15 protein-coding genes and 1 pseudogene are annotated in these 19,771 nt (G+C 72.8%); 1 reads left to right on the top strand and 15 read right to left on the bottom strand.

From position 1 onward, the window contains the following. Positions 1–202: aldehyde dehydrogenase family protein (locus tag V3T34_RS26250; protein WP_305077936.1), on the top strand; the 202-nt coding region annotated here is incomplete at its 5' end. A gap of 270 nt (positions 203–472) precedes the next feature. Here the strand turns inward: V3T34_RS26250 and V3T34_RS26245 are convergent. The 15 genes and pseudogenes from V3T34_RS26245 to V3T34_RS26175 form a co-directional block, all read right to left on the bottom strand. After that, positions 473–1,288, bottom strand: a complete 816-nt coding sequence (locus tag V3T34_RS26245) for an ATP-binding cassette domain-containing protein (protein ID WP_305079717.1) — start codon at positions 1,286–1,288, stop codon at positions 473–475. Further along, positions 1,285–2,109 (bottom strand): ATP-binding cassette domain-containing protein, encoded by an 825-nt coding sequence (locus V3T34_RS26240; RefSeq protein WP_305079718.1) that lies wholly within the window; start codon positions 2,107–2,109, stop codon positions 1,285–1,287. The genes V3T34_RS26245 and V3T34_RS26240 overlap by 4 nt, the downstream gene beginning before the upstream one ends. Further along, positions 2,109–2,957: an ABC transporter permease gene (locus V3T34_RS26235; protein WP_244533698.1), complete on the bottom strand. Its 849-nt coding sequence runs from the start codon at positions 2,955–2,957 to the stop codon at positions 2,109–2,111. The genes V3T34_RS26240 and V3T34_RS26235 overlap by 1 nt, the downstream gene beginning before the upstream one ends. Then, entirely contained in the window at positions 2,954–3,898 is a 945-nt protein-coding gene (locus tag V3T34_RS26230) for an ABC transporter permease (RefSeq protein WP_305079719.1), read from the bottom strand. The genes V3T34_RS26235 and V3T34_RS26230 overlap by 4 nt, the downstream gene beginning before the upstream one ends. A gap of 239 nt (positions 3,899–4,137) precedes the next feature. Further along, positions 4,138–5,673 (bottom strand): ABC transporter substrate-binding protein, encoded by a 1,536-nt coding sequence (locus tag V3T34_RS26225; RefSeq protein ID WP_407942776.1) that lies wholly within the window; start codon positions 5,671–5,673, stop codon positions 4,138–4,140. A gap of 124 nt (positions 5,674–5,797) precedes the next feature. Then, entirely contained in the window at positions 5,798–6,709 is a 912-nt protein-coding gene (locus V3T34_RS26220) for a LysR family transcriptional regulator (protein WP_305079720.1), read from the bottom strand. A gap of 124 nt (positions 6,710–6,833) precedes the next feature. Beyond that, on the bottom strand, positions 6,834–7,259 hold the full coding sequence (locus tag V3T34_RS26215; RefSeq protein WP_305079721.1) for an acyl-CoA thioesterase: 426 nt from the start codon (positions 7,257–7,259) through the stop codon (positions 6,834–6,836). A 12-nt stretch (positions 7,260–7,271) separates the two neighbouring features. After that, a complete protein-coding gene (gene truB / locus V3T34_RS26210) occupies positions 7,272–8,354 on the bottom strand; it encodes a tRNA pseudouridine(55) synthase TruB (RefSeq protein ID WP_331369319.1) in 1,083 nt (360 codons plus the stop codon). A gap of 307 nt (positions 8,355–8,661) precedes the next feature. After that, on the bottom strand, positions 8,662–9,072 hold the full coding sequence (gene rbfA, locus V3T34_RS26205; protein ID WP_091753093.1) for a 30S ribosome-binding factor RbfA: 411 nt from the start codon (positions 9,070–9,072) through the stop codon (positions 8,662–8,664). Between the two features lie 167 nt (positions 9,073–9,239). Continuing rightward, positions 9,240–12,263, bottom strand: a complete 3,024-nt coding sequence (gene infB / locus V3T34_RS26200) for a translation initiation factor IF-2 (RefSeq protein WP_331369318.1) — start codon at positions 12,261–12,263, stop codon at positions 9,240–9,242. A 115-nt stretch (positions 12,264–12,378) separates the two neighbouring features. After that, positions 12,379–13,170, bottom strand: a complete 792-nt coding sequence (locus tag V3T34_RS26195; protein WP_060849705.1) for an RNA-binding protein — start codon at positions 13,168–13,170, stop codon at positions 12,379–12,381. Positions 13,171–13,187: 17 nt separating this feature from the next. Beyond that, positions 13,188–14,891 carry a transcription termination factor NusA gene (nusA, locus tag V3T34_RS26190; RefSeq protein ID WP_060849704.1) on the bottom strand — a complete coding sequence of 568 codons (1,704 nt, stop codon included), beginning with the start codon at positions 14,889–14,891 and terminating at the stop codon, positions 13,188–13,190. Between the two features lie 113 nt (positions 14,892–15,004). Further along, positions 15,005–15,595: pseudogene (gene rimP / locus V3T34_RS26185) on the bottom strand (ribosome maturation factor RimP); the annotation flags it as partial. Positions 15,596–16,030: 435 nt separating this feature from the next. Then, positions 16,031–17,062 carry a cysteine synthase A gene (locus V3T34_RS26180; RefSeq protein WP_060849702.1) on the bottom strand — a complete coding sequence of 344 codons (1,032 nt, stop codon included), beginning with the start codon at positions 17,060–17,062 and terminating at the stop codon, positions 16,031–16,033. 218 nt (positions 17,063–17,280) lie between these two features. Continuing rightward, positions 17,281–19,722, bottom strand: coding sequence for a heavy metal translocating P-type ATPase (locus tag V3T34_RS26175; protein ID WP_276530181.1), 2,442 nt, complete (start codon positions 19,720–19,722; stop codon positions 17,281–17,283). Between the last annotated feature and the right edge of the window lie 49 nt (positions 19,723–19,771).

Here is a 19,771-nt window from a genome sequence, read left to right as displayed (position 1 = left end):
CGGGATGGTGGGGATCAACGTGCCGATCCCGGTGCCGATGGCGTTCCACTCGTTCGGCGGCTGGAAGGCGTCGCTGTTTGGCGACCACCACATGCACGGGCCGGAGGGGGTGCGGTTCTACACCCGGCTCAAGACCATCACGACCCGCTGGCCCACCGGCATCCGCGCCGGCGCCGAATTCGTGATGCCGACGATGAAGTGAGAACCGGCGCCCCTTTCCACCCGGGAAGGGGCGTCCCGCCGGCGGGGCCGGGCAGCCGGGTCCCATCCGGACCGGGGCGAGGCCGGACGCAGAAAAAAGGCCGCCCCTTGCGAGGCGGCCCGAAGTCAAGGGAGGAAACGCCCAAGAAGGGCAGCACCGCGGCGACGCCATCGCCGCTGTGCGTGAAATCGTTTTCACACTCTGCACCGCACAACGCAAGCGCCGAGGCGACACGGCGGCCATGCGCTCGCAGCATACCGTTGCGTCATGTCAGGCCCGGCGTCGGCGCTGCCCCAGGGCCGCGAGGGTCGGCTCGGCGGCGAGCAGGGTGCGGGTGTAGTCCTCGCGCGGATGGTCGAGGACCTCGCGCACCGTGCCGGTCTCAACGAGCCGACCGGCCCGCATCACCCCGACCCGGTCGGCGATCTCGTCGACGACGCCGATATTGTGGGTGATGAACAGAACCGTCAGGCCGTGCCGGTCGCGCAGAGACAGGATCAGGCGCAGGATCTGGGCCTGGATCGACAGGTCGAGAGCCGAGACCGCCTCGTCGGCGACGACGAGCTTCGGGTTGGTGATGAGCGCCCGGGCGATGGCGATGCGCTGGCGCTGGCCGCCGGAGAATTCGTGGGGGTAGCGCTCGGCGGCTTGCGCCGGCAGCCCGACATCCTCCAGCGCCCGGGCGACCAGGGCGGCGCGGTCGCGGCCCTTCGGCGCGTCGTCGAGGAGGTGGAGCGGCTCGGCGACGATGCGGCCGACCGAGTGGCGCGGGTTGAGGGAGCCGTAGGGATCCTGAAACACCATCTGGAAGTCGCGGCGCTTGCGCGCGAGCGCCTTGGGCGACAGCGCGAACAGGTCGTCGCCGCCGAGGCGCACGGTGCCGCCGGTCGGCCGGTCGAGGGCCATGACGATGCGGGCGAGCGTGGACTTGCCGCAGCCCGATTCGCCCACCACCGCGAAGATGCTGCCGGGGGCCACGTCGAGGCTGACGCCGTCGACGGCGCGCAGGGACCGGATGGTGCCGCCGGCCCCGCGCAGGGCGTAGTCGCGGCAGAGATTCTCGATCGCGAGGAGCGGAGCGGTCACCGGGCGCCTCCGGCGGCGAGAGCGGGTTCGGCGGAAAGCCCCGCCCGGGCGCGGCGCGGCAGCGCGGCGATGAGGTCCTTGGTGTATTGCGCGCTCGGGCGGCGCAGGACCGCCTCGGTCGGCCCCGTCTCGACCGCGCGGCCGCGGCACATCACCAGCGTCCGGTCGGTGCTGCGGGCGATCACCCCGAGGTCGTGGCTGATCAGGATCAGCGACAGGCCGAGATCGGCCACGAGGTCGTCGAGGATGTCCAGGATCTCCTTCTGCACCGTGACGTCGAGCGCCGTGGTCGGCTCGTCGGCGATGAGCAGGTCGGGCTTCAGCGCGAGCGCGATCGCGATGCCGACGCGCTGGCGCTGGCCGCCGGACATCTCGTGCGGGTAGCTGTCGATGCGCCGCGCGGGATCGGGGATCCGCACCCGGTCGAGGAGGCGCATGGCCTCGGCCCGCGCCTCGGCCCGGCCGGTACCGCGGTGGAGCCGGATGCCCTCCGCGATCTGCTCGCCGGCGGTCATGGCGGGGTTCAACGCGGTCATCGGCTCCTGGAAGATCATGCCGATGCGCCGGCCGCGCACACCGCACAGCTCGCGCTCGCCCATCGTGAGGATGTTCTTCCCCTCGAGCAGGATCTCGCCGGAGGTGCGGGCGCTCCCCGGCAGGAGCCCGATGGTGGCAAGCGACAGCATCGACTTGCCGGAGCCCGACTCGCCGACGATGCCGAGGCTCTCGCCGCGGCCGACCGCGACCGAGACGTCCTCGACGACGCGGGCCTCGCCCCCGGGGCGCGGGAAGGCGATGGAGAGGTTGCGGATCGCGAGCATCAGGAGGCCTGCCGGCGGCGCGGGTCGAGGCGGGCGGCGAGCCCGTCGCCCAGGAGGTTGAGGCCGAGGACCGCGGCCGCGATGGCGAGGCCCGGGGCGAGCGCCAGGTGGGGCGCCTGGATGAGGTAGGTCTGCGACTCCGCGAGCATCCGCCCCCAGGTCGGCGCCGGCGGCGGCAGGCCGAGCCCGAGGAAGCTCAGGCCCGCCTCGGTCAGGATCGCCATGGCGAGCTGGATCGTGACCTGGACGATGACCTGGGCCGAGATGTTGGGCAGCACGTGCTCGAGCGTGATCCGGGCCGTGCCCTTGCCGGCCATGCGGGCGGCCATGATGTATTCGCGCGCCCAGATCTGCATCGCCGCGCCGCGGGTGACCCGGGCGAAGACCGGGATCATGAAGAACCCGATGGCGACGATGGCGGTGAGCGCCCCGGGGCCGAGCAGCGCGCCGAGCATGATCGCCGACAGGATCGGCGGCAGGGCGAACAGCGCGTCGCAGATCCGCATCAGCACCGCGTCGAGCTTGTGGTTGGCCGCCGCCGCGACGCCGGCCAGCGTGCCGAGCACGGCGCCGACCGCGACCGCCGCGAAGGCGGTGGTGAGCGAGTTGAAGGCGCCGCGCATCAGCATCGAGGCGACGTCGCGCCCGAGCTGGTCGGTGCCGAGAAGCCCCGAGACCAGCGGCCCCTTGAGCTTCTGGAGGATGCGCATCCGGGTCGGGTCCGCGGGCGTCCAGACCAGGGAGGTGAGCGCGATCGCGATGAGGAGCGCCGTCAGGATGCCGCCGACGAGGAGCGGGACGCTGCCGGGGCGCCACCCGCGCCGCATCTTTAAGGCGAGAGCCGTCATGCGCGCCTCCTCAGGCGGGGATCCACGACCGTATAGAGCAGGTCGACCCCGAGATTGACCACGATGACGATGGTGGCGAAGACCATCACGACGTTCTGGATCACGATCAGGTCGCGCTGCGAGAGCGCCTGCCAGGCGAGCCGGCCCATGCCCGGCAGGGTGAACACGTTCTCGACCAGAACCGCGCCGCCGATCAGGAACGAGATCTGCAGGCCCAGCATGGTGATGACCGGCACCAGCGCGTTCGGCACCGCGTGGCGCCACAGGGCGCGGGAGACCGAGGCGCCCTTGGCCCGGGCGGTGCGGACGAAATCCTCGTTCATCACCTCGACCACCGAGGCCCGGGCGACCCGGGTCAGCACCGCCGATTGCGGAATGGCGAGCGCCAGAGCCGGCAGCAGCAGGGCGCGGAAGGCCGCCGCGGGCTGGTCCCAGCCCGGAAAGCCGCCGGCCGGCAGCCAGCCGAGGCCGAGCGCCACCACCATGATGAGGAGGAGCCCGATCCAGAAGTTCGGCACCGCGATGCCGGCCTGGGCGTAGAGCGTCGCGGCCCCGTCCGCGACGCCGCCGGGCCGCGCCGCCGCGGTGACGCCGAGCGGCAGGGCGATGCCGACGGCCATGAGCACCGCGAGCCCGGTGAGCGGCAGCGTCACCGCCAGCCGCTCCCGGATCAGCGCTCCCACCGGCACGCCGTAGGTGGTGGACGTCCCCATGTCGCCGACGAGGAGCCCGCCGAGCCAGCGCAGGTAGCGGAGATAGGCCGGTGCATCGAGGCCCATCTGGGTGCGCAGGGCCGCCAGCGTCTCGGGCGTCGCCGAGGTGCCGAGCATCGCCGAGGCCGGGTCTCCCGGCACGATCTCCATCATGCAGAAGACCAGGATGGAGATCAGCACGAAGGTGACCGCGAAGCCGGCGGCGCGGCGGAGGAAGTGCCTCAGCATGAAGGGGAGCTCAACATCGATAAATCTGACGTTTATTGTATTATGAAATAAGAACCTAGCGCGGGACCCCCTCTCCCGAGTGGGAGAGGGGTAGGGGTGAGGATGATACGCTTCAGTTCAGAGTACTGAGCGTCGTGCTGGCAGATCTACGGTTAATGCCAGACTCAGAACCGTAGCACCCTCACGCGGGGTCTTCGATCCCCAGGCCCCTCTCCCACACGGGAGAGGGGAGGACTGCCCTACTCCGTCCACCGCACCTCGGTGAGGTCGTTCGACGGCACCGGCTCGTTCCGCCAGAACCCCGTGAGCTTGGCACGCCACACGCTGAGCTTCGGCAGCACGAAAAGGAACAGGGCCGGTACGTCCTCGGCGAGGATCTTCTGCGCCTCGCCGTAGAGCTTGAGGCGCGCCCCCTCGTCGGTCGCCTGCGCAGCCTTCGACACCACGTCGTTGAAGGCCGGGTTCTTGTAGCCGAAGTAATACGGGTCGTTGGCGTAGATCGCGATGTCCATCGGCTCGGCATGCGCGATGACCGTCATGTCGAAGCTGCGGTCGCGCATCACCTCCTGCACCCACTTGGCCGGGAACTCGGTCGGCACGATGGTCATCGTGACCCCGACCTCGGAGAACATCGCCTGCAGGATCTCCGCCGTGCGGGTGGCGTAGGCCATCTGCGGCGACTTGAAGGTGAAGGTCAGGCCCTTGGCGTAGCCGGCCTCCGCCAGCAGCGCCTTGGCCTTCGCCGGGTCGTAGGGGTAGACGCCGGTCAGGTCCTTGTAGCCCGGGTCGTTGGGCGTGTAGTGGCTGCCGATCGGAGCGCCGTAGCCGGAATAGGCGCCCTCGATCAGCAGCTTGCGGTCGACCGCCATCATCAGCGCCTGGCGCACGCGCTTGTCGGCGAAGGGCTTCTCGGCGTTGTTCATGCCGGCCACGACCTTCATCTCGGTCAGGCCCGGCTCCGCCTTGAACGCCTTATCCTTCTGGAACGCCCCGTAGAGTTCGGGGGCCGGCAGCAGCGGGTAGGCGTCGACGTCGCCGGCCCGCAGGGCCGCGGCGGCGGCCTGGGGATCGCCGATGAAGCGGAACGTCACCTTGTCGAGATGCACCTTGCGGGCGGCGTCCCAGTAATCGGGGCTGCGTGCCAGCTCGACCCGGTCGCCCTTGCGCCAGGCCACGAAGCGGAACGGCCCGGTGCCGACCGGCTGGCTCTTCAGCCCCTCGCGCGACTTCGGCTCGACCATCACGGCGGCCGGCAGGCCGAGCCAGAACAGCAGGTTGCCGGAGGGCTTCGAGAGCGTCAGGACCAGGGTCTGCGGGTCCGGCGCCTTGACGTCGGCGATGACCGCGTAGAGCGCCTTCTGCGGATTGACCGAGCCCGGCGCCCGGATCGCGTCGAGGCTGAACTTCGCCGTCTCGGCGGTGAACGGCTCGCCGTTGTGGAATTTCGCGCCCTGCTGGAGCGCGAAGGTGTAGGTCAGGCCGTCGGGCGAGACGGTCCAGCTCCTGGCGAGCTGCGGCTGCACCTTGCCGTCGCGGTCGACCCGGGTCAGGCCCTGAAACACGTTCTGCCACACCACCTGGCCGATCACGGTGGGCGCCGCGCTGGTCGGGTCGAGGCCGGGCGGCTCCACCGGCATGCCGACGACGAGGTCGGTCCGCGGCGCGGCCTCGGCGCGTCCCGGGAGCTCCAGCATCGCGACCGCCAGGGCGGCTCCGGCGGCGGCACCGGCCAGGAGGCGGCGGCGCGGGCGGGAGAAGCGCGTGCGTGTGACCATGGAACCCCTCGTTGGCGTCTTCGCCGGCCGCCTCTGCCGGGCGGCCTGGCCGATGCCGCTAGGAGATCAGGATTTTGGGTGTGGCCGCAACAGCGATCTGGTGCGCACCCCGTAGCCGAAACCGCTACACCTCGCGATCTGCGCGGAAATCCGGCATGTGCTGCTCCAGAACCGCCACCAGCTTGGCGGCGGCGAAGGAGAGCGGCCGGTCGCGCAGGTGCGACAGGTCGAGATGGGTGCGGATGCGCAGGCCCCGGAACGGCCGCGTCACCAGCGTTCCCGCCACCGCGTCGCGCCGCACGCTGAAGGGCGGCAGGACCAGGACCGCCCGGCCGCGGCGGGCCAGTTCCAGCTGCACCTCGAGGGCGCCGGTGGTGAAGACCGGATCGAGGGCGGGCAGGCCCGCCTCGCGCATCTGGCCGTCGAGGGCTTGGCGCACCCCGAAGGCGGCGTCGGGTACGGCGGTCGGATGGGCCAGGAGGTCGTCCGGGCCGATCTGCAGGCGGTCGGCGAGCGGATGGTCGGGCGCCATCACGGCGGCGTGCTCGATGGCGACCCGGCAACGCGCGACGGTATCGGTCCGGGGCGGCGTGAACAGGGTGACGGCGAGGTCCGCCTCCCCCTCCGCCAGGGCCTGCATGCTGCGCCCGACGCTCGCCACCACGACCTCGAAGCGCACGTCCGGGTAGCTCGCGGAAAAGTCCGCCAGCGCCGGCACCAGCAGGCCCGAGGCCGCCGCCCCGCTGGCATAGACCGTGACGCGGCCCGCCCGCAGGCCCTTGAGGTCGTCGATCAGGGTACGGACGTGGTCGAGTTCGCGGAGCGAGCGGGCCGAGCGCGCGGCGAGCAGCTCGCCGGCGGCGGTGAGGCGGATCCCGGTCGGGTCGCGCTCCACCAGCGGCGCGCCGAAACGGTATTCGAGGTTCTCGATCTGCCGGCTGATCGCGGTCGGCGCGATGCCGAGCTTTTCCGCGGCCCGCCGCATCGAGCCGTGCCGGGCGAGCTCGTTGAAGTAGATCAGGGCCCGCAGCTGCACGGCACGCACCCTCCTGGCGGTCACGGGCCTCCGATGCGGCCCGCCGTCAGGGATTACGGTGCGCGGGCGCCCGCGTCCACGCGTCCCGGGCCGCCTCTCCTCCCCGGCCGCCGGCTCAGAGGCTTCAGGCCGCCTCGACCACCAGCCCCGCCGCCGCCTCCCCGGCCGCGCCGAGCGGCACGGGACGCCGCGTGTCCTTCGAGAGCAGCACGCAGATCGATTCCGCCTCGCCCGCCACCGTGTCACCGGTGAGGATGCGGTGGCGGAAGCCGAGCGAGGTGCGCCCCGCCCGGGCAAGCCAGGTCGCGGTGCGGACCCGGCCCGGATAGTGCAGCTCCGCCCGGTAGTCGATGACGAAGCGGGCGATGACGAAGAAGGTGTCGGGCGTGAGCAAGGGGGTCAGGTGGGTCGCGAAGAACTGCACCCGGCCGCTCTCGCAGAACGCCGCGAAGACCGCGTTGTTGACGTGGCCGTTGGCGTCCGTGTCGCGGTAGCGCAGGACGTCCTCGCTCCACAGCACCCGCGGATCGGCCTCGAACCCGTTCGTCATCACGCAAGCCCCTCAGGCGGTCCGGGGCGCGGTGCCGCCGAGGTGAAAGACCCGGTGCGGGACGAGCTCGCCGCGCTCGACGTCGCCGACCGCCACCAGCACGCCGCCGCAGGTCGCGTAGGCCTTGCCCTCGGTCGGGGCGTCGCGGCCGCGCAGGATCACCGGCTGTCCGCGCATCAGGCGCATCGCCATGTCGCGGGAGACCGGGACGTGCGGCACCGCCTCGATCAGCGCCGTCTCGACCGGGCGCAGGATCGCCGCGTTGGCCTCGGCGTCGGCCGCCTCGAGGGCCGCGACGGTGCAGGACTGGTCCTCGGTGAAGGGGCCGACGCGGGTGCGGCGCAGGGCCGAGACGTGGCCGTAGCAGCCGAGCGCGCGGCCGAGATCGCGGGCGATGGCGCGGACATAGGTGCCCTTGCCGCACTCGGCCTCGATGACGGTGCGCTCGGGCGTGTGCGCGACGACCGCCAGCCGGTCGATCTGCACCGGCCGGGCGACCAGCTCCACCACCTCGCCGTCGCGGGCGAGGTCGTAGGCGCGCTCGCCCTGGATCTTGATCGCCGAGTAGCGCGGCGGCACCTGCTCGATCGCGCCGACGAAGCGCGGCAGCATCGCCTCGACCTGCTCCTGGGTGGGGCGGTCGTCGGAGGTGGCGACCGGGCGGCCTTCCGCGTCGTCGGTGTCGGTCTCGATGCCCCAGGTGACGGAGAAGACGTAGGCCTTGCGGCCGTCCATCACGAACGGCACGGTCTTGGTCGCCTCGCCCAGCGCGATCGGCAGGATGCCGGAGGCGAGCGGGTCGAGGGTGCCGGCGTGGCCGGCCTTCTTGGCGTTGAGCGCGCGCTTGACCGCCGCGACCGCGTGGGTCGAGGTCATGCCGACGCCCTTGTCGAGGATCACCCAGCCGCTGATCTCACGGCGCTTGGGCCGGTCGCCCGGCGGGCGGCCGCGGCCGCGGGGCCGGTCGTGCCGCGGGCGGTCCTGACGCTGGCCCTCGCGCGGACCGTCCTGGCGAGGACCATCCTGGCGCGGGGCGTCCTCGCGGGCGGGGCGGGCCGCCTGCGGCGCGGGCTCTGAGGGCTGATCCTCGTGCATCGTCATCTTCCGTATCCGTTCTCGAACGGCGGTCGCCGCGGGACGTGCCGCCCGCTTTGCGCCCCAGCCGATCCTGTGTGGTGTCTCAAGTCGTCGCCGATGAGGCGGTTCACCGGCCCGGTCGCCCGTGAGCCGGGAGCCGCGTCGCGGGCTCCCCGGCCGACCGGCCTCCCCTCGCGGCCGTCGCCGAACCGGTGACCGATTCGGCGGGCGATGCCTAGAGCATTTTCCGACGAAGGGGAAACCGGTTCGTCGCAGAAATTGCGACAGAACAAAGACTTAGAGGGCTTCGCGATCGTGAAGCGCCCTAGTCCTCGGAATCCGGCTCGGATTCCAGGTCGCGCTGGACCTTGTCGCTGCGCAGGAGCGCGTCGATGCGGGCCGCCTCGTCGAAGGTCTCGTCGCGGCGGAAGCGCAGGTCGGGGGCGAATTTCAGCGCCACCCGGCGGGCCACCTCCTGGCGCAGCACCTTCTTGTTGCGCTCCAGCGCCTCGATCACCGGGCGCTCGTCCTGGCCGCCGAGCGGCATGACGTAGGCGGTGGCGAGCTTGAGGTCGGGCGACATCCGCACCTCCGGCACGGTGATCACGTGCTGGTTCAGCACCGGATCCAAGATGTCGCCGCGGCTCAGCACCTCGGCGAGGGCGTGCCGCACGAGTTCGGCCACGCGCTGCTGGCGCTGCGAGGGGCCTGCGGATTCCTGGGGTTTGCGCACCATCGTCTCTCCGGGCTCGGACCGGGCCGCGGGGCGGCCTCCCGGCCATAGGGGCCCTCGCGGCTGTCATCTGAACCGACGAGCCCGGGACGCTGGCGTCCCGGGCTCGCGGTATCCTTGTCAGGGGCCGCCGCCATGACGGCGGACGGCCGATGGCAGCGGGGCTTGCGTCAGAGCGTGCGACGCTCCTCGTGCACGATGTAGCACTCGATCACGTCGCGCGGACGCATGTCCTGGTAGTTCTCGAAGGCCATGCCGCATTCCTGGCCGGACGCCACTTCCTTGGCGTCGTCCTTGAAGCGCTTGAGCTGCGAGAGCTTGCCCTCGTGCACCACCACGTTGTCGCGGATGAGGCGGACATGGGCGCCGCGCTCGACCCGGCCGTCCTCGACCCGGCAACCAGCGATCTTGCCCACCTTCGAGACGTTGAAGATCTCGAGGATGCGCGCCTCGCCCAGGCGCTCCTCGCGGAGCGTCGGCGGGAGCAGGCCCGACATCGCCGCCTTCACGTCATCCACGAGGTCGTAGATGATGTTGTAGTAGCGGATCTCGACGCCCGCGCGCTCGGCGGCCTCGCGGGCCTCCTTGTGGGCGCGGACGTTGAAGCCGAACACGACCGCACCGGAGGCCTGGGCCAGGGTGATGTCCGACTCGGTGATGCCGCCGACACCCGTGTGCAGGATGCGGGCCATCACCTCGTCGTTGCCGAGCTTCTCGAGCGAGCCGGCGATGGCCTCGACCGAGCCCTGCACGTCGCCCTTGATGACGAGCGGGAACTCCTTGCGGCCGGCACCCTCCTTGAGGTCGCGCATCATGTCCATCAGCGTCCGGCCGGCACCGCTGCCGGTGGCCGCCGCGCGCTCGCGCTTCATGCGGGCGCGGTACTCCGTGACCTCGCGGGCCCGGGCCTCGTTCTCGACCACCGCGACGCGGTCGCCCGCCTCCGGCGTGCCGTTGAAGCCCAGCACCTCGACGGGGACGGACGGCGCCGCCTCCTTGGTGTTGCGGCCGGTATCGTCGACCAGGGCGCGCACGCGGCCCCACTCGGCGCCCGCCACCACGATGTCGCCGGTGCGCAGGGTGCCGCGCTCGACGAGCACGGTGGCCACCGGGCCGCGGCCGCGGTCGAGCTTGGCCTCGATCACCGTGCCCTCGGCCGACCGCTCGGGGTTGGCGCGCAGGTCCAGGATCTCGGCCTGGAGGGCGAGACCCTCCAGCAGCTCGTCGAGGCCGTCCTTGGTCTTGGCCGAGACCTCGAACTCGAGGGTCTCGCCGCCCATCGACTCGACCTGGATGTCGTGCTGCAGGAGCTCGGTGCGGACCCGCTGCGGGTTCGCGTCGGGCTTGTCGATCTTGTTGATCGCCACGATCAGCGGCACCTCGGCCGCCTTGGCGTGGGAGATCGCCTCGATCGTCTGGGGCATGACACCGTCGTCGGCCGCCACTACCAGCACCACGATGTCCGTCACCCGGGCGCCGCGGGCGCGCATCGAGGTGAAGGCCGCGTGGCCGGGGGTGTCGATGAAGGTGATCTTGCCGCCGGACGGCGAGGTCACCTGGTAGGCGCCGATGTGCTGCGTGATGCCGCCCGCTTCGCCGGAGACGACGTTGGCGTTGCGGATCGCGTCGAGCAGCGAGGTCTTGCCGTGGTCGACGTGGCCCATGATGGTCACGACCGGCGGGCGCGGCTGGGTGTCGTCGTCGGTGTCGGCCTCGTCGAACAGGCCTTCCTCGACGTCCGACTCCGCGACGCGGCGCACGGTGTGGCCGAGTTCCTCGGCGATGAGCTGCGCCGAATCCGAGTCGATCACGTCGGTGATCTTGTGGATCTGGCCCTGCTTCATCAGCATGCGGATGACGTCGACCGCCCGCTCGCTCATCCGGTTGGCGAGCTCCTGGATGGTGATCGTCTCCGGGATGACCACCTCGCGGGCCAGCTTCTCCTTCTGCTCCACCTGGCGGTGGCCGGTCAGGCGCTGGTTGCGGCGGCGGAACGAAGCGAGCGAACGGGTGCGCTCGTCCTCGCCCGAGGTCGCGGTCGCGATGGTCAGGCGGCCGCGGTTGCGGTCGCCGCCCGGCGACTTCGGCGTCTTGGGCGGGGTGATGACCTTGAGCGGCATGCCGGGACGGCGGATGACCCGCTTGGTCTCGGCCTCCTCCTCGGCAGCGGCCGGACGGGCCGTGGCGGGACGCGCGGCACCGGCGGCGGCGGGCTTCGCCGCGGCGGTGGCGGGCGTCTCGGGCTTCGGCTCGGGCTTGGGCTCGGGCTTCGGCGCCGGGCGCGCCATGAAGTTCAGGTCGCGGGGCTTGCGCGAATCGGCCGTCAGGACGCGGCGCGGCTCGGCCGGCGCGGCCGGACGGGTGATGCCGACGCTCGGGACCGTGCGGGCGGCGCCGGGCACCGCCGAGGCGCGCGCACCGGCCGGGACGGCCGGACGGGCACCGGCGGCAGCCGCCGGGCGGGCTCCGGCCGCGGCCGGACGTGCACCGGCCGGAGCCGGGCGAGCCGCTGCGGCGGCCGGACGGGCCGCGGCGGCCGGAGCCGCCGGACGGGCGGCGGTAGGAGCCGCGGCCGCAGGTGCCGGGGCGGCGGCCGGAGCCTCGGGGGCGGCCGGAGCGGCAGCGACCGGAGCAGCGGCAGCGGCGGCGTTGCGGGCCGCGTCTTCCTGGTTGCGGCGCTCGGCCTCCTCGGCGGCACGGCGCTTGCGCGCGTCCTCCTGGCGGCGGCGCTCCTCTTCCTCGTGCTTGCGGGCCTCGGCGGCCTCGCGCTCACGAAGCTCGGCAGCCTCGCGCTCGACGCGGCGCTGGGCCTCCTCGGCGGCGCGGCGGCGCTCCTCCTCCTCGCGACGCTTGGCGTCGACGAGGGCGGCCATGCGGGCGCTCTGCTCCTGATCGCTCAGGGTGCGCAACACGACGCCGGACCGCGCGGCAGCCGGGCGATCCTGGCGCGGCCCGCCCGGACGGCCCTGCCCCTGCGGGGCGGAGCGCGCCTGGCTCGGCGCGGCGTCCCTCGGCGCAGCCGGAGCCGGCGCGCCGCCGGGGCGACGTTTCACCGTCTCGACCACGACCGACTTCGAGCGGCCATGGGAGAAGCTCTGGCGGACCGTACCCTGCTCGATCGGACGCTTCGTCGACATCGTCTTGGCGGGGCCGGTATGCAACGTCTTGTCGCCCGGATTCTTCGTCTCACTCATTCAGTTCAGACCCTGGGGGTTCTCGTCCGTCCCGGGACCCGGCCTCCCGGCGGCCGCCTCCCATCGTATTCCCGGGAGCGCACCCGCCGACCGGGCCGATCCCATTCGATTCGTATCAACCACCGGCCTCCGGGGGGCCGGTCCGCAGCGAAGTCCCATCTTCCTGGACAGCGTCCGGGAGCGCCGCGTCGGTGCCTGTCGGCGCCGTTCCGGCGGTTCCCGGCGTCGCCGCCTCGCCGCGGAAGACGTGGAGCCGACGCCAACGCGCGAGCAAGCCGGCAGTGCCGGCTCCCGCGACAAGGGCAGCGTGTATCACATGATCCCGGCCCAAGGCCATGTCCAATTCTACACCGGACAGGTCGTCGATCACCGGGATCCTCGATATGGCATCGCCATAGCGCCTGCGCAATGCCTGGCCGAGCTTGCGCCGCCCGTCGGCGCTCGCATCGCTGGCATGCACCAGGGCCTTGACCCCGGTCTCGCTGTCGACCGCGCTCTCGACCTTGGTGAAGCCGGTGACGACGCATCCGCCCTTGTTAGCGAGCGAGAAGCCCTGGCGCATGTCGTCGCGCAAGCCCGCCTCGATCACGTCTGCGAGATCGGGCGCGACGCGCGCGTCCTTCCGCCGGAAGGCGCGCTGGAATAGGCGCTTCTTCACCGCCTCCTGCACCGCCGCCCGGGTCGCCGTCACCCAGGCGCCGCGGCCGGGAAGCCGGGCGCGCAGGTCCGGCACCACCTGGCCGTCGGGGGCGAGCGCGAAGCGGATCATCCGGTCCGGGTTGCCCGCCTGCCGCGTGACCAGGCAGGTCCGCTCCGCGTTGGCGCGGCCGCGCCCGACGCCGGCGTCGAGGACGTCCGGCGGCAGCGCGTCCGCATCCTGCGGGTCGTCCTGCATGGTCTCGCTCATGGTTCGGCGTTCCCCGCTCAGGTCGGCTGACGCTCGGCGGTCGCGGCGGCGTCCTCCTCGACCGGCACCGCCTCGGTCTCGGTCTCCTGGCCGTCCTGCACCGCCTCGTCGTCGGCCTGTTCGCCTTCGGCGTGCTCGTCCTCCGAACCCTCCTCGGCCTCCTCGGCCGGGGGCGCCTCGACCCAGCCGGCATGGACGCGGGCGGCCATGATCATCGCCTCGGCCTCGGTGCGGGAGAGCTCGAACCCGTCGAGGAAGCCGGCATGGCGCACCGCCTCGGGCCCGCGGCCCTCGGTGTAGCCGACGAGGTCGTCGGTGGCGCAGCCGGCGAGGTCCTCGACGTTCTTCACGTCGTTCTCGCCGAGCGCGACCATCATCGGGGTGGTGATGCCGTCGATGTCGCGCAGGTCGTCGGCGACGCCGAGCTCGATGCGGCGGGCGTCGTTCTCGGCCTCGATGCGGTTGAGGTAGTCGAGGGCGCGGGCCTGGATCTCGGCGCCGGTCTCCTCGTCGAGGCCCTGGATGTTGGCAAGCTCCGTCGGCTCGACGTAGGCGATCTCCTCGACCGAGCGGAAGCCTTCCGCGGCGAGCAGCTGGCCGACGGTCTCGTCGACGTCGAGGGCCTGCATGAAGGTGTCGGTGCGCTCGACGAACTCCTTCTGCCGGCGCTCCGATTCCTCGGCCTCGGTCAGGATGTCGATGTCCCAGCCGGTGAGCTGGGAGGCGAGCCGCACGTTCTGGCCGCGCCGGCCGATGGCGAGCGACAGCTGGTCGTCGGGGACCACCACCTCGATGCGGTCGGCCTCCTCGTCGAGCACCACCTTGACCACCTCGGCCGGCTGCAGCGCGTTGACGATGAAGGTCGCCTGGTCCTGCGACCACGGGATGATGTCGATCTTCTCGCCCTGCAGTTCGCCGACGACCGCCTGGACGCGCGAGCCGCGCATGCCCACGCAGGCGCCGACCGGGTCGATCGAGGAATCGCGCGAGATCACCGCGATCTTGGCGCGCGAGCCCGGATCGCGGGCGACCGCCTTCACCTCGACGATGCCGTCGTAGATCTCCGGCACTTCCTGGCCGAAGAGCTTGGCCATGAACTGCGGATGCGAGCGGGAGAGGAAGATCTGCGGCCCGCGCACCTCGTGGCGGACGTCGAACAGGTAGGCGCGGATGCGGTCGCCGGGGCGGAAGGTCTCGCGCGGGATCGACTCGTCGCGGCGCACGATGCCCTCGCCGCGGCCGAGGTCGACGATGACGTTGCCGTACTCGACGCGCTTGACGAGGCCGTTGACCACCTCGCCGATGCGGTCCTTGTACTCGTCGTACTGGCGCTCGCGCTCGGCCTCGCGGACCTTCTGGACGATCACCTGCTTGGCCGACTGGGCGGCGACGCGGCCGAAATCGAACGGCGGCAGGGTGTCGGAGATCACGTCGCCGACCTGGGCGGCCGGGTTGTGGCGGCGGGCCGACGGCAGGTCGATCTCGCGGGAGTCGTTTTCGACCTCGTCCACCACCAGGAGGTGGCGCGACAGGCGCAGAGCGCCCGTGCGGGGATCGATCTCGGCATGCACGTCGGTCTCGGCGCCGTAGCGCGAGCGGGCGGCCTTGGCGATCGCCTCCTCCATGGCGCCGATCACGATGGAGCGGTCGATCACCTTCTCGCGGGCGACCGCCTCGGCGATCTGGAGGAGTTCGAGCCTGTTGGCGCTGACGACGGCCATCGGTTCAGTCCTTCCTGGGTTGGCGTCTTCTGGGGGATTTATGGGATCGTATCGGGGATCGTCTTTGGTGGGCGCGCGGCTCAGTGGGCGCGCGGCGGCGGCGCGCCCTCGTCCTGGTCCTCGTCGTCCTCGGCGTCGTCCTGCGGCGGGGCCGAGCCGCGCCGGAGCGACTCGCGCACGAGCGCGTCGGTCAGGACGAGGTGGGCCTCGCCGATGTCGCGCAGGGCCAGGTCGTAGGAGGACGGCAGGCCCTCCTTGGCGTCGGGAAGCTCGATGCGCACCGTGTCGCCCTGCGGCGCCCGGATGATGCCGCGGAAGCGCTTGCGGCCGTCGAGCGGCGTCGCCAGCTCGACCTTGGCCTCGTAGCCGGCCCAGCGGGCGAAGTCGCCGGCCCGCACCAGCGGCCGGTCGATGCCCGGCGAGGAGATCTCGAGGTAGTAGGCGCCGCCGATCGGGTCGTCGACGTCGAGGATCGGCGAGATCGTGCGGCTCACCGTCTCGCACTCGTCGACCGACATCGTGCCGTCCGGCCGCTCGACCATGATCTGGACCGTGCAGCCGCTCTGGCTGGAGACCTTCACCCGCACGAGACGGAAGCCGAGGCCCTCGATCGCGGGCTCGATGATCTGCGCGACGCGCGCGGCGACACCGGTCTCGGTGATGAGGCGCTTCTCGGCCGGGTTGTGGTCAGGGGCGTCGGTCATGAGGTCGGTGCCGCGGCGGGGTCCCCGGGAGGAGCCCTGGGAGGGGAGGCAATCTGGCGTTCGGCTCGCGCCCGGGGAGGCTTGCGGCAATAAAAAAGAGCGGGCCCCGGGGGGACCCACTCCCGCACCGTAGCCCCACAGGCCACGAACAGAACTGATGACGGGGAGATAATCCTGCGGGCGGAGAAATGCAAGGCGATCGGGACAACCGATGGGACGCGGCGCGGCGACGGCGGCTCGCGGGCCGTTATCCCGCAAGTTGACGAAGGCAAGACCCCCCGCCCTCCGTGGGCCGGGAGACGGGGCGCCGTTTCCGGAAGGGCCGTACGCCTGCAGGGCGCATTCTGGAACGGCGTCGCACCACCCCTCTCCCGGCCCGCGGAGGCCGCGCGGGCGGGTGATACCGCTCCCGGAACCGATCTTCCGGAAGCGGTATCACCCCACCAGTCCCGGATCGATCGTCCGGGGGGCATCGAGCCAGTGCGGCACCGGCAGGTCGCGGGCGCGCAGGAAGCCGGGGTCGAACAGCTTCGAGGCGTAGCGGGTGCCGTAGTCGCACAGGATCGTCACGACGGTGTGGCCGGGGCCGAGGCGGCGCGCGAGCCGGATGGCGCCCGCCACGTTGATGCCCGACGAGCCGCCGAGGCACAGACCCTCCTCCTCCAGGAGTCCGAAGACCAGCGGCAGCGCCTCGGCGTCGGGGATGCCGAAGGACACGTCCGGCCGGAACCCCTCGAGGTTGCCGGTGATGCGGCCCTGGCCGATGCCCTCGGTGATCGAGGTGCCCGCGGCCTTGAGCTCGCCGGTGGCGTAGTAGGGATGGAGCGCCGAGCCGTCGGGATCGGCGAGCCCGATCGTCACCCCGGGATTGCGGGCGCGCAGCGCCGCCGCGGTGCCGGCGAGCGTGCCGCCGGTGCCGGCCGCGCAGATGAACCCATCGACCTTGCCCCCGGTCGCCTCCCAGATCTCCGGGCCGGTGGTGGCGATGTGGGCCTCGCGGTTGGCGAGGTTGTCGAACTGGTCGGCGAAGAAGGCGCCGCCGGGCTCGGTCGCGGAAAGCCGCGCGGCGAGGCGGCCGGCCACCTTCACGTAGTTGTTGGGGTTGGCGAACGGCACCGCCGGCACCTCGACGAGGTCGGCCCCGGCGAGCCTCAGCGCCTGCTTCTTCTCCGCCGACTGGGTGTCGGGGATCACTATCACGGTGCGGTAGCCGCGCGCCGCGCCCACGAGCGCCAGCCCGATGCCGGTATTGCCCGCCGTGCCCTCCACGATGGTGCCGCCGGGCCGCAAGGTGCCGGCGCGCTCGGCCGCCTCGACCATGAACAGGGCGGCGCGGTCCTTCACCGACTGGCCCGGATTCATGAACTCGGCCTTGCCCAGGATGGTGCAGCCGGTCTCCTCCGAGGCGCGCTTGAGGCGGATCAAGGGCGTGCCGCCGATCGCGGCGAGGATGTCGGAGCGGATCATCGCGGGGTCATCCGGGGCTGGCGGGCCTTCGCCCGCGGGGGTGGCGGTGATGCCGCGAAAGCGGGTGGGCGGCAAGGCCGTGAGGCCGGGGCTCGGCGGCTAGGCCCGTGGGTCGCGACGGGCGGGCGTCGCGCCGGATGCGGCCGCCCTCGCCGCAGCCTGCCGCCGTCGCGTCCCGCCTGCGCCGGGCGGTCGAGCGGTGTCGGTTCGCGGGAGCCTCACGCCCGCCGCAGCCGGAGCGCGTTGCCGAGGACGAACACGCTCGACAGCGCCATGGCGCCCGCGGCCAGGACCGGCGACAGCGACGGCCCGCCGACGAGCCGAAGCCCCCCCGCCGCCGCCGGAATCAGCGCGACGTTGTAGGCGAAGGCCCAGAACAGGTTCTGGCGGATGTTGCGCATCACGGCGCGCGAGAGCCGCAAGGCCTCGGCGACGCTCGCGGGGTCACCGGCCATCAGCACCACGTCGGCGCTCTCCACCGCCACGTCAGTGCCGGTGCCGATGGCGAGCCCCACCTCGGCCTCGGCGAGAGCCGGGGCGTCGTTGATGCCGTCGCCCACGAAGGCGACCGGGCCGTGCCGGTCGCGCAGGGCCCGGACGGCGTCGCGCTTGCCCTCGGGCAGCACCTCGGCCAGCACCGTCGCGATGCCGAGGCTCCGGGCGACGCCCTCGGCGGTGCGCCGGTCGTCGCCGGTGACGAGGGCGACCGCGAGGCCCCGGTCCTCGAGCGCCCGCACGGTCGCGGCCGCGCCGGCCTTGACCGGATCGGACACCGCCAGCAAGGCCGCCGGCACGCCGTCGACGGCGAGGTAGACCGGGGAGCGGCCTTGCGCGGCGAGGCGCGCGGCCTCCGGCGCGAGACCCGACAGGTCGAGGCCGGCGAGGTGGCGCGGAGCGCCGATCGCGACGAGCCGCCCGCCGGCCCGGCCGGTGACGCCGTGGCCCGGCACCGCCGCGACGTCGGCGACCGGCGGCAGGCTCAGGCCCTTCTCGGCGGCGGCCGCCACGATGGCGCGGGCGATCGGATGCTCGGAACGGGCCTCGACGGCGGCGGCGAGCGCCAGCACCGCGTCGGCGTCGAAGCCGGGGGCCGGGACCAGGTCGGTGAGGCGCGGGCGGCCCTCGGTCAGGGTGCCGGTCTTGTCGAAGGCGACGACCCGCACCCCTTCGAGCGCCTGCAGGGCCGCGCCGCTGCGAAACAGCACGCCGCGCTCCGCCGCCCGGCCGGTGCCGACCATGATCGAGGTCGGGGTGGCGAGCCCCATGGCGCACGGGCAGGCGATGATCAGCACCGCGACGGCGTGGACCAGGGCCGTGCCGAGGGCGGGCGCCGGCGCGAGCGCCAGCCACGCCAGGAACGTGAGGCCGGCGAGCCCCAGTACCGCCGGCACGAACCGGGCGGTGACCCGGTCGGCGAGGGCCTGGATCGGGAGCTTGGCGCCCTGCGCCGCCTCGACGAGGCGGACGATCTGGGCGAGCGCGGTGTCGGCGCCGACCCGCTCGACCGCGATCTCCAGCGCCCCGGTGCCGTTGACGGTGCCGCCGGTCGCCGGGTCGCCCGGGGCCTTCCTCACCGGCATCGGCTCGCCGGTGAGCATGCTCTCGTCGATGCGGGACGTGCCCGCGACCACCCGGCCGTCCGCCGGCAGGCGCTCGCCAGGGCGGACGCGGACGCGGTCGCCGACCTGGAGCGCGGCCGCCGGCACCTCGGTCTCGGCGCCGTCGCGCAGCAGGAGCGCGGTCTTCGGCGCCAGGCCGACGAGGCGCGCCACCGCCGCGCCGGTGCGGCCCCGCGCCCGCGCCTCGAGGTGCCGGCCGAGCAGGATCAGGGTGACGATGAGGACCGAGGCCTCGAAATAGATATGGGCGGAGCCCGCCGGCAGCAGGCCGGGCGCAAGGGTCGCGACCAGGGAAAACAGGTAGGCGGCGCCGGCGCCGAGCGCCACCAGGGCGTTCATGTCCGGATGGCCGCGCAGCAGGCCCGGCAGGCCGCGGGCGAAGAAGGACCGCCCGGGCCCGAACAGCACCAGGGTGGCGAGCACCGCCTGGATTCCGGCGCTCCACCGCTCGGGCAGAAGGCCGTTGCCGAGCAGGTGACCTTGGCCGAGCAGGTGGCTCCCCATGTCCAGCGCCACGACCGGGAGCGAGAGCAGGGCGGCGAGGACGAGAGCGCGGGCCGGCGGGCCGGACTCGCGGGGGGCCGCGGGCACAGCGGCCTGCGCCGTCGCCGGGCGGGGCGCGTAGCCCGCCTCCCGGATGGCGGCGTCGAGCGCCTCGCGGGTCACGAGGCCGTCGGGATGGCGCACGCTCACCCGGCCGGTGGCGAGGTTGGCGCTCGCCTCCCGCACGCCGGGCACGGCCTTCAGCACCCGTTCGATCCGGCCGGTGCAGGAGGCGCAGGTCATCCCCTCGACGGCGAACTCGCTCGTCGCCTCGGGCACCGCGAAGCCGGCCTCCTCCACCGCCTCGGCGAGCTTCGCCGGATCGTTGTCTGGCGCGAGGTCGAGGGTGGCGCGGCCGGTGGCGAGGTTCACCGCCACCGCCTGCACCCCCGGCACCCGCGTGAGCACCCGTTCGACCCGCCCGGTGCAGGAGGCGCAGGTCATCCCCTCGACGGGCAGGGTGATGCGACGGGCGGATGCGGTCATGGATGCGGTCATGGCGGCGGTCTCCCGCAGACGTATGTGGGGCGCGGGGCGGCGCCGCGAT

The organism is Methylobacterium ajmalii, from assembly GCF_036448855.1.
GTDB classification, from domain to species: Bacteria; Pseudomonadota; Alphaproteobacteria; order Rhizobiales; family Beijerinckiaceae; genus Methylobacterium; species Methylobacterium ajmalii.
Note: the sequence above shows the minus strand (reverse complement) of the source record. Positions and strands in the feature narration are given on the sequence as shown.

Bases quoted from the DNA above. Each gene is read 5' to 3' on its own strand.
- V3T34_RS26240 (WP_305079718.1), bottom strand. From the start codon at position 2,109: ATGCTCGCGATCCGCAACCTCTCCATCGCCTTCCCGCGCCCCGGGGGC.
- V3T34_RS26235 (WP_244533698.1), bottom strand. From the start codon at position 2,957: ATGACGGCTCTCGCCTTAAAGATGCGGCGCGGGTGGCGCCCCGGCAGC.
- V3T34_RS26230 (WP_305079719.1), bottom strand. From the start codon at position 3,898: ATGCTGAGGCACTTCCTCCGCCGCGCCGCCGGCTTCGCGGTCACCTTC.
- V3T34_RS26225 (WP_407942776.1), bottom strand. From the start codon at position 5,673: ATGGTCACACGCACGCGCTTCTCCCGCCCGCGCCGCCGCCTCCTGGCC.
- V3T34_RS26215 (WP_305079721.1), bottom strand. From the start codon at position 7,259: ATGACGAACGGGTTCGAGGCCGATCCGCGGGTGCTGTGGAGCGAGGAC.
- truB (WP_331369319.1), bottom strand. From the start codon at position 8,354: ATGCACGAGGATCAGCCCTCAGAGCCCGCGCCGCAGGCGGCCCGCCCC.
- rbfA (WP_091753093.1), bottom strand. From the start codon at position 9,072: ATGGTGCGCAAACCCCAGGAATCCGCAGGCCCCTCGCAGCGCCAGCAG.
- infB (WP_331369318.1), bottom strand. From the start codon at position 12,263: ATGAGTGAGACGAAGAATCCGGGCGACAAGACGTTGCATACCGGCCCC.
- V3T34_RS26195 (WP_060849705.1), bottom strand. From the start codon at position 13,170: ATGAGCGAGACCATGCAGGACGACCCGCAGGATGCGGACGCGCTGCCG.
- nusA (WP_060849704.1), bottom strand. From the start codon at position 14,891: ATGGCCGTCGTCAGCGCCAACAGGCTCGAACTCCTCCAGATCGCCGAG.
- V3T34_RS26180 (WP_060849702.1), bottom strand. From the start codon at position 17,062: ATGATCCGCTCCGACATCCTCGCCGCGATCGGCGGCACGCCCTTGATC.
- V3T34_RS26175 (WP_276530181.1), bottom strand. From the start codon at position 19,722: ATGACCGCATCCATGACCGCATCCGCCCGTCGCATCACCCTGCCCGTC.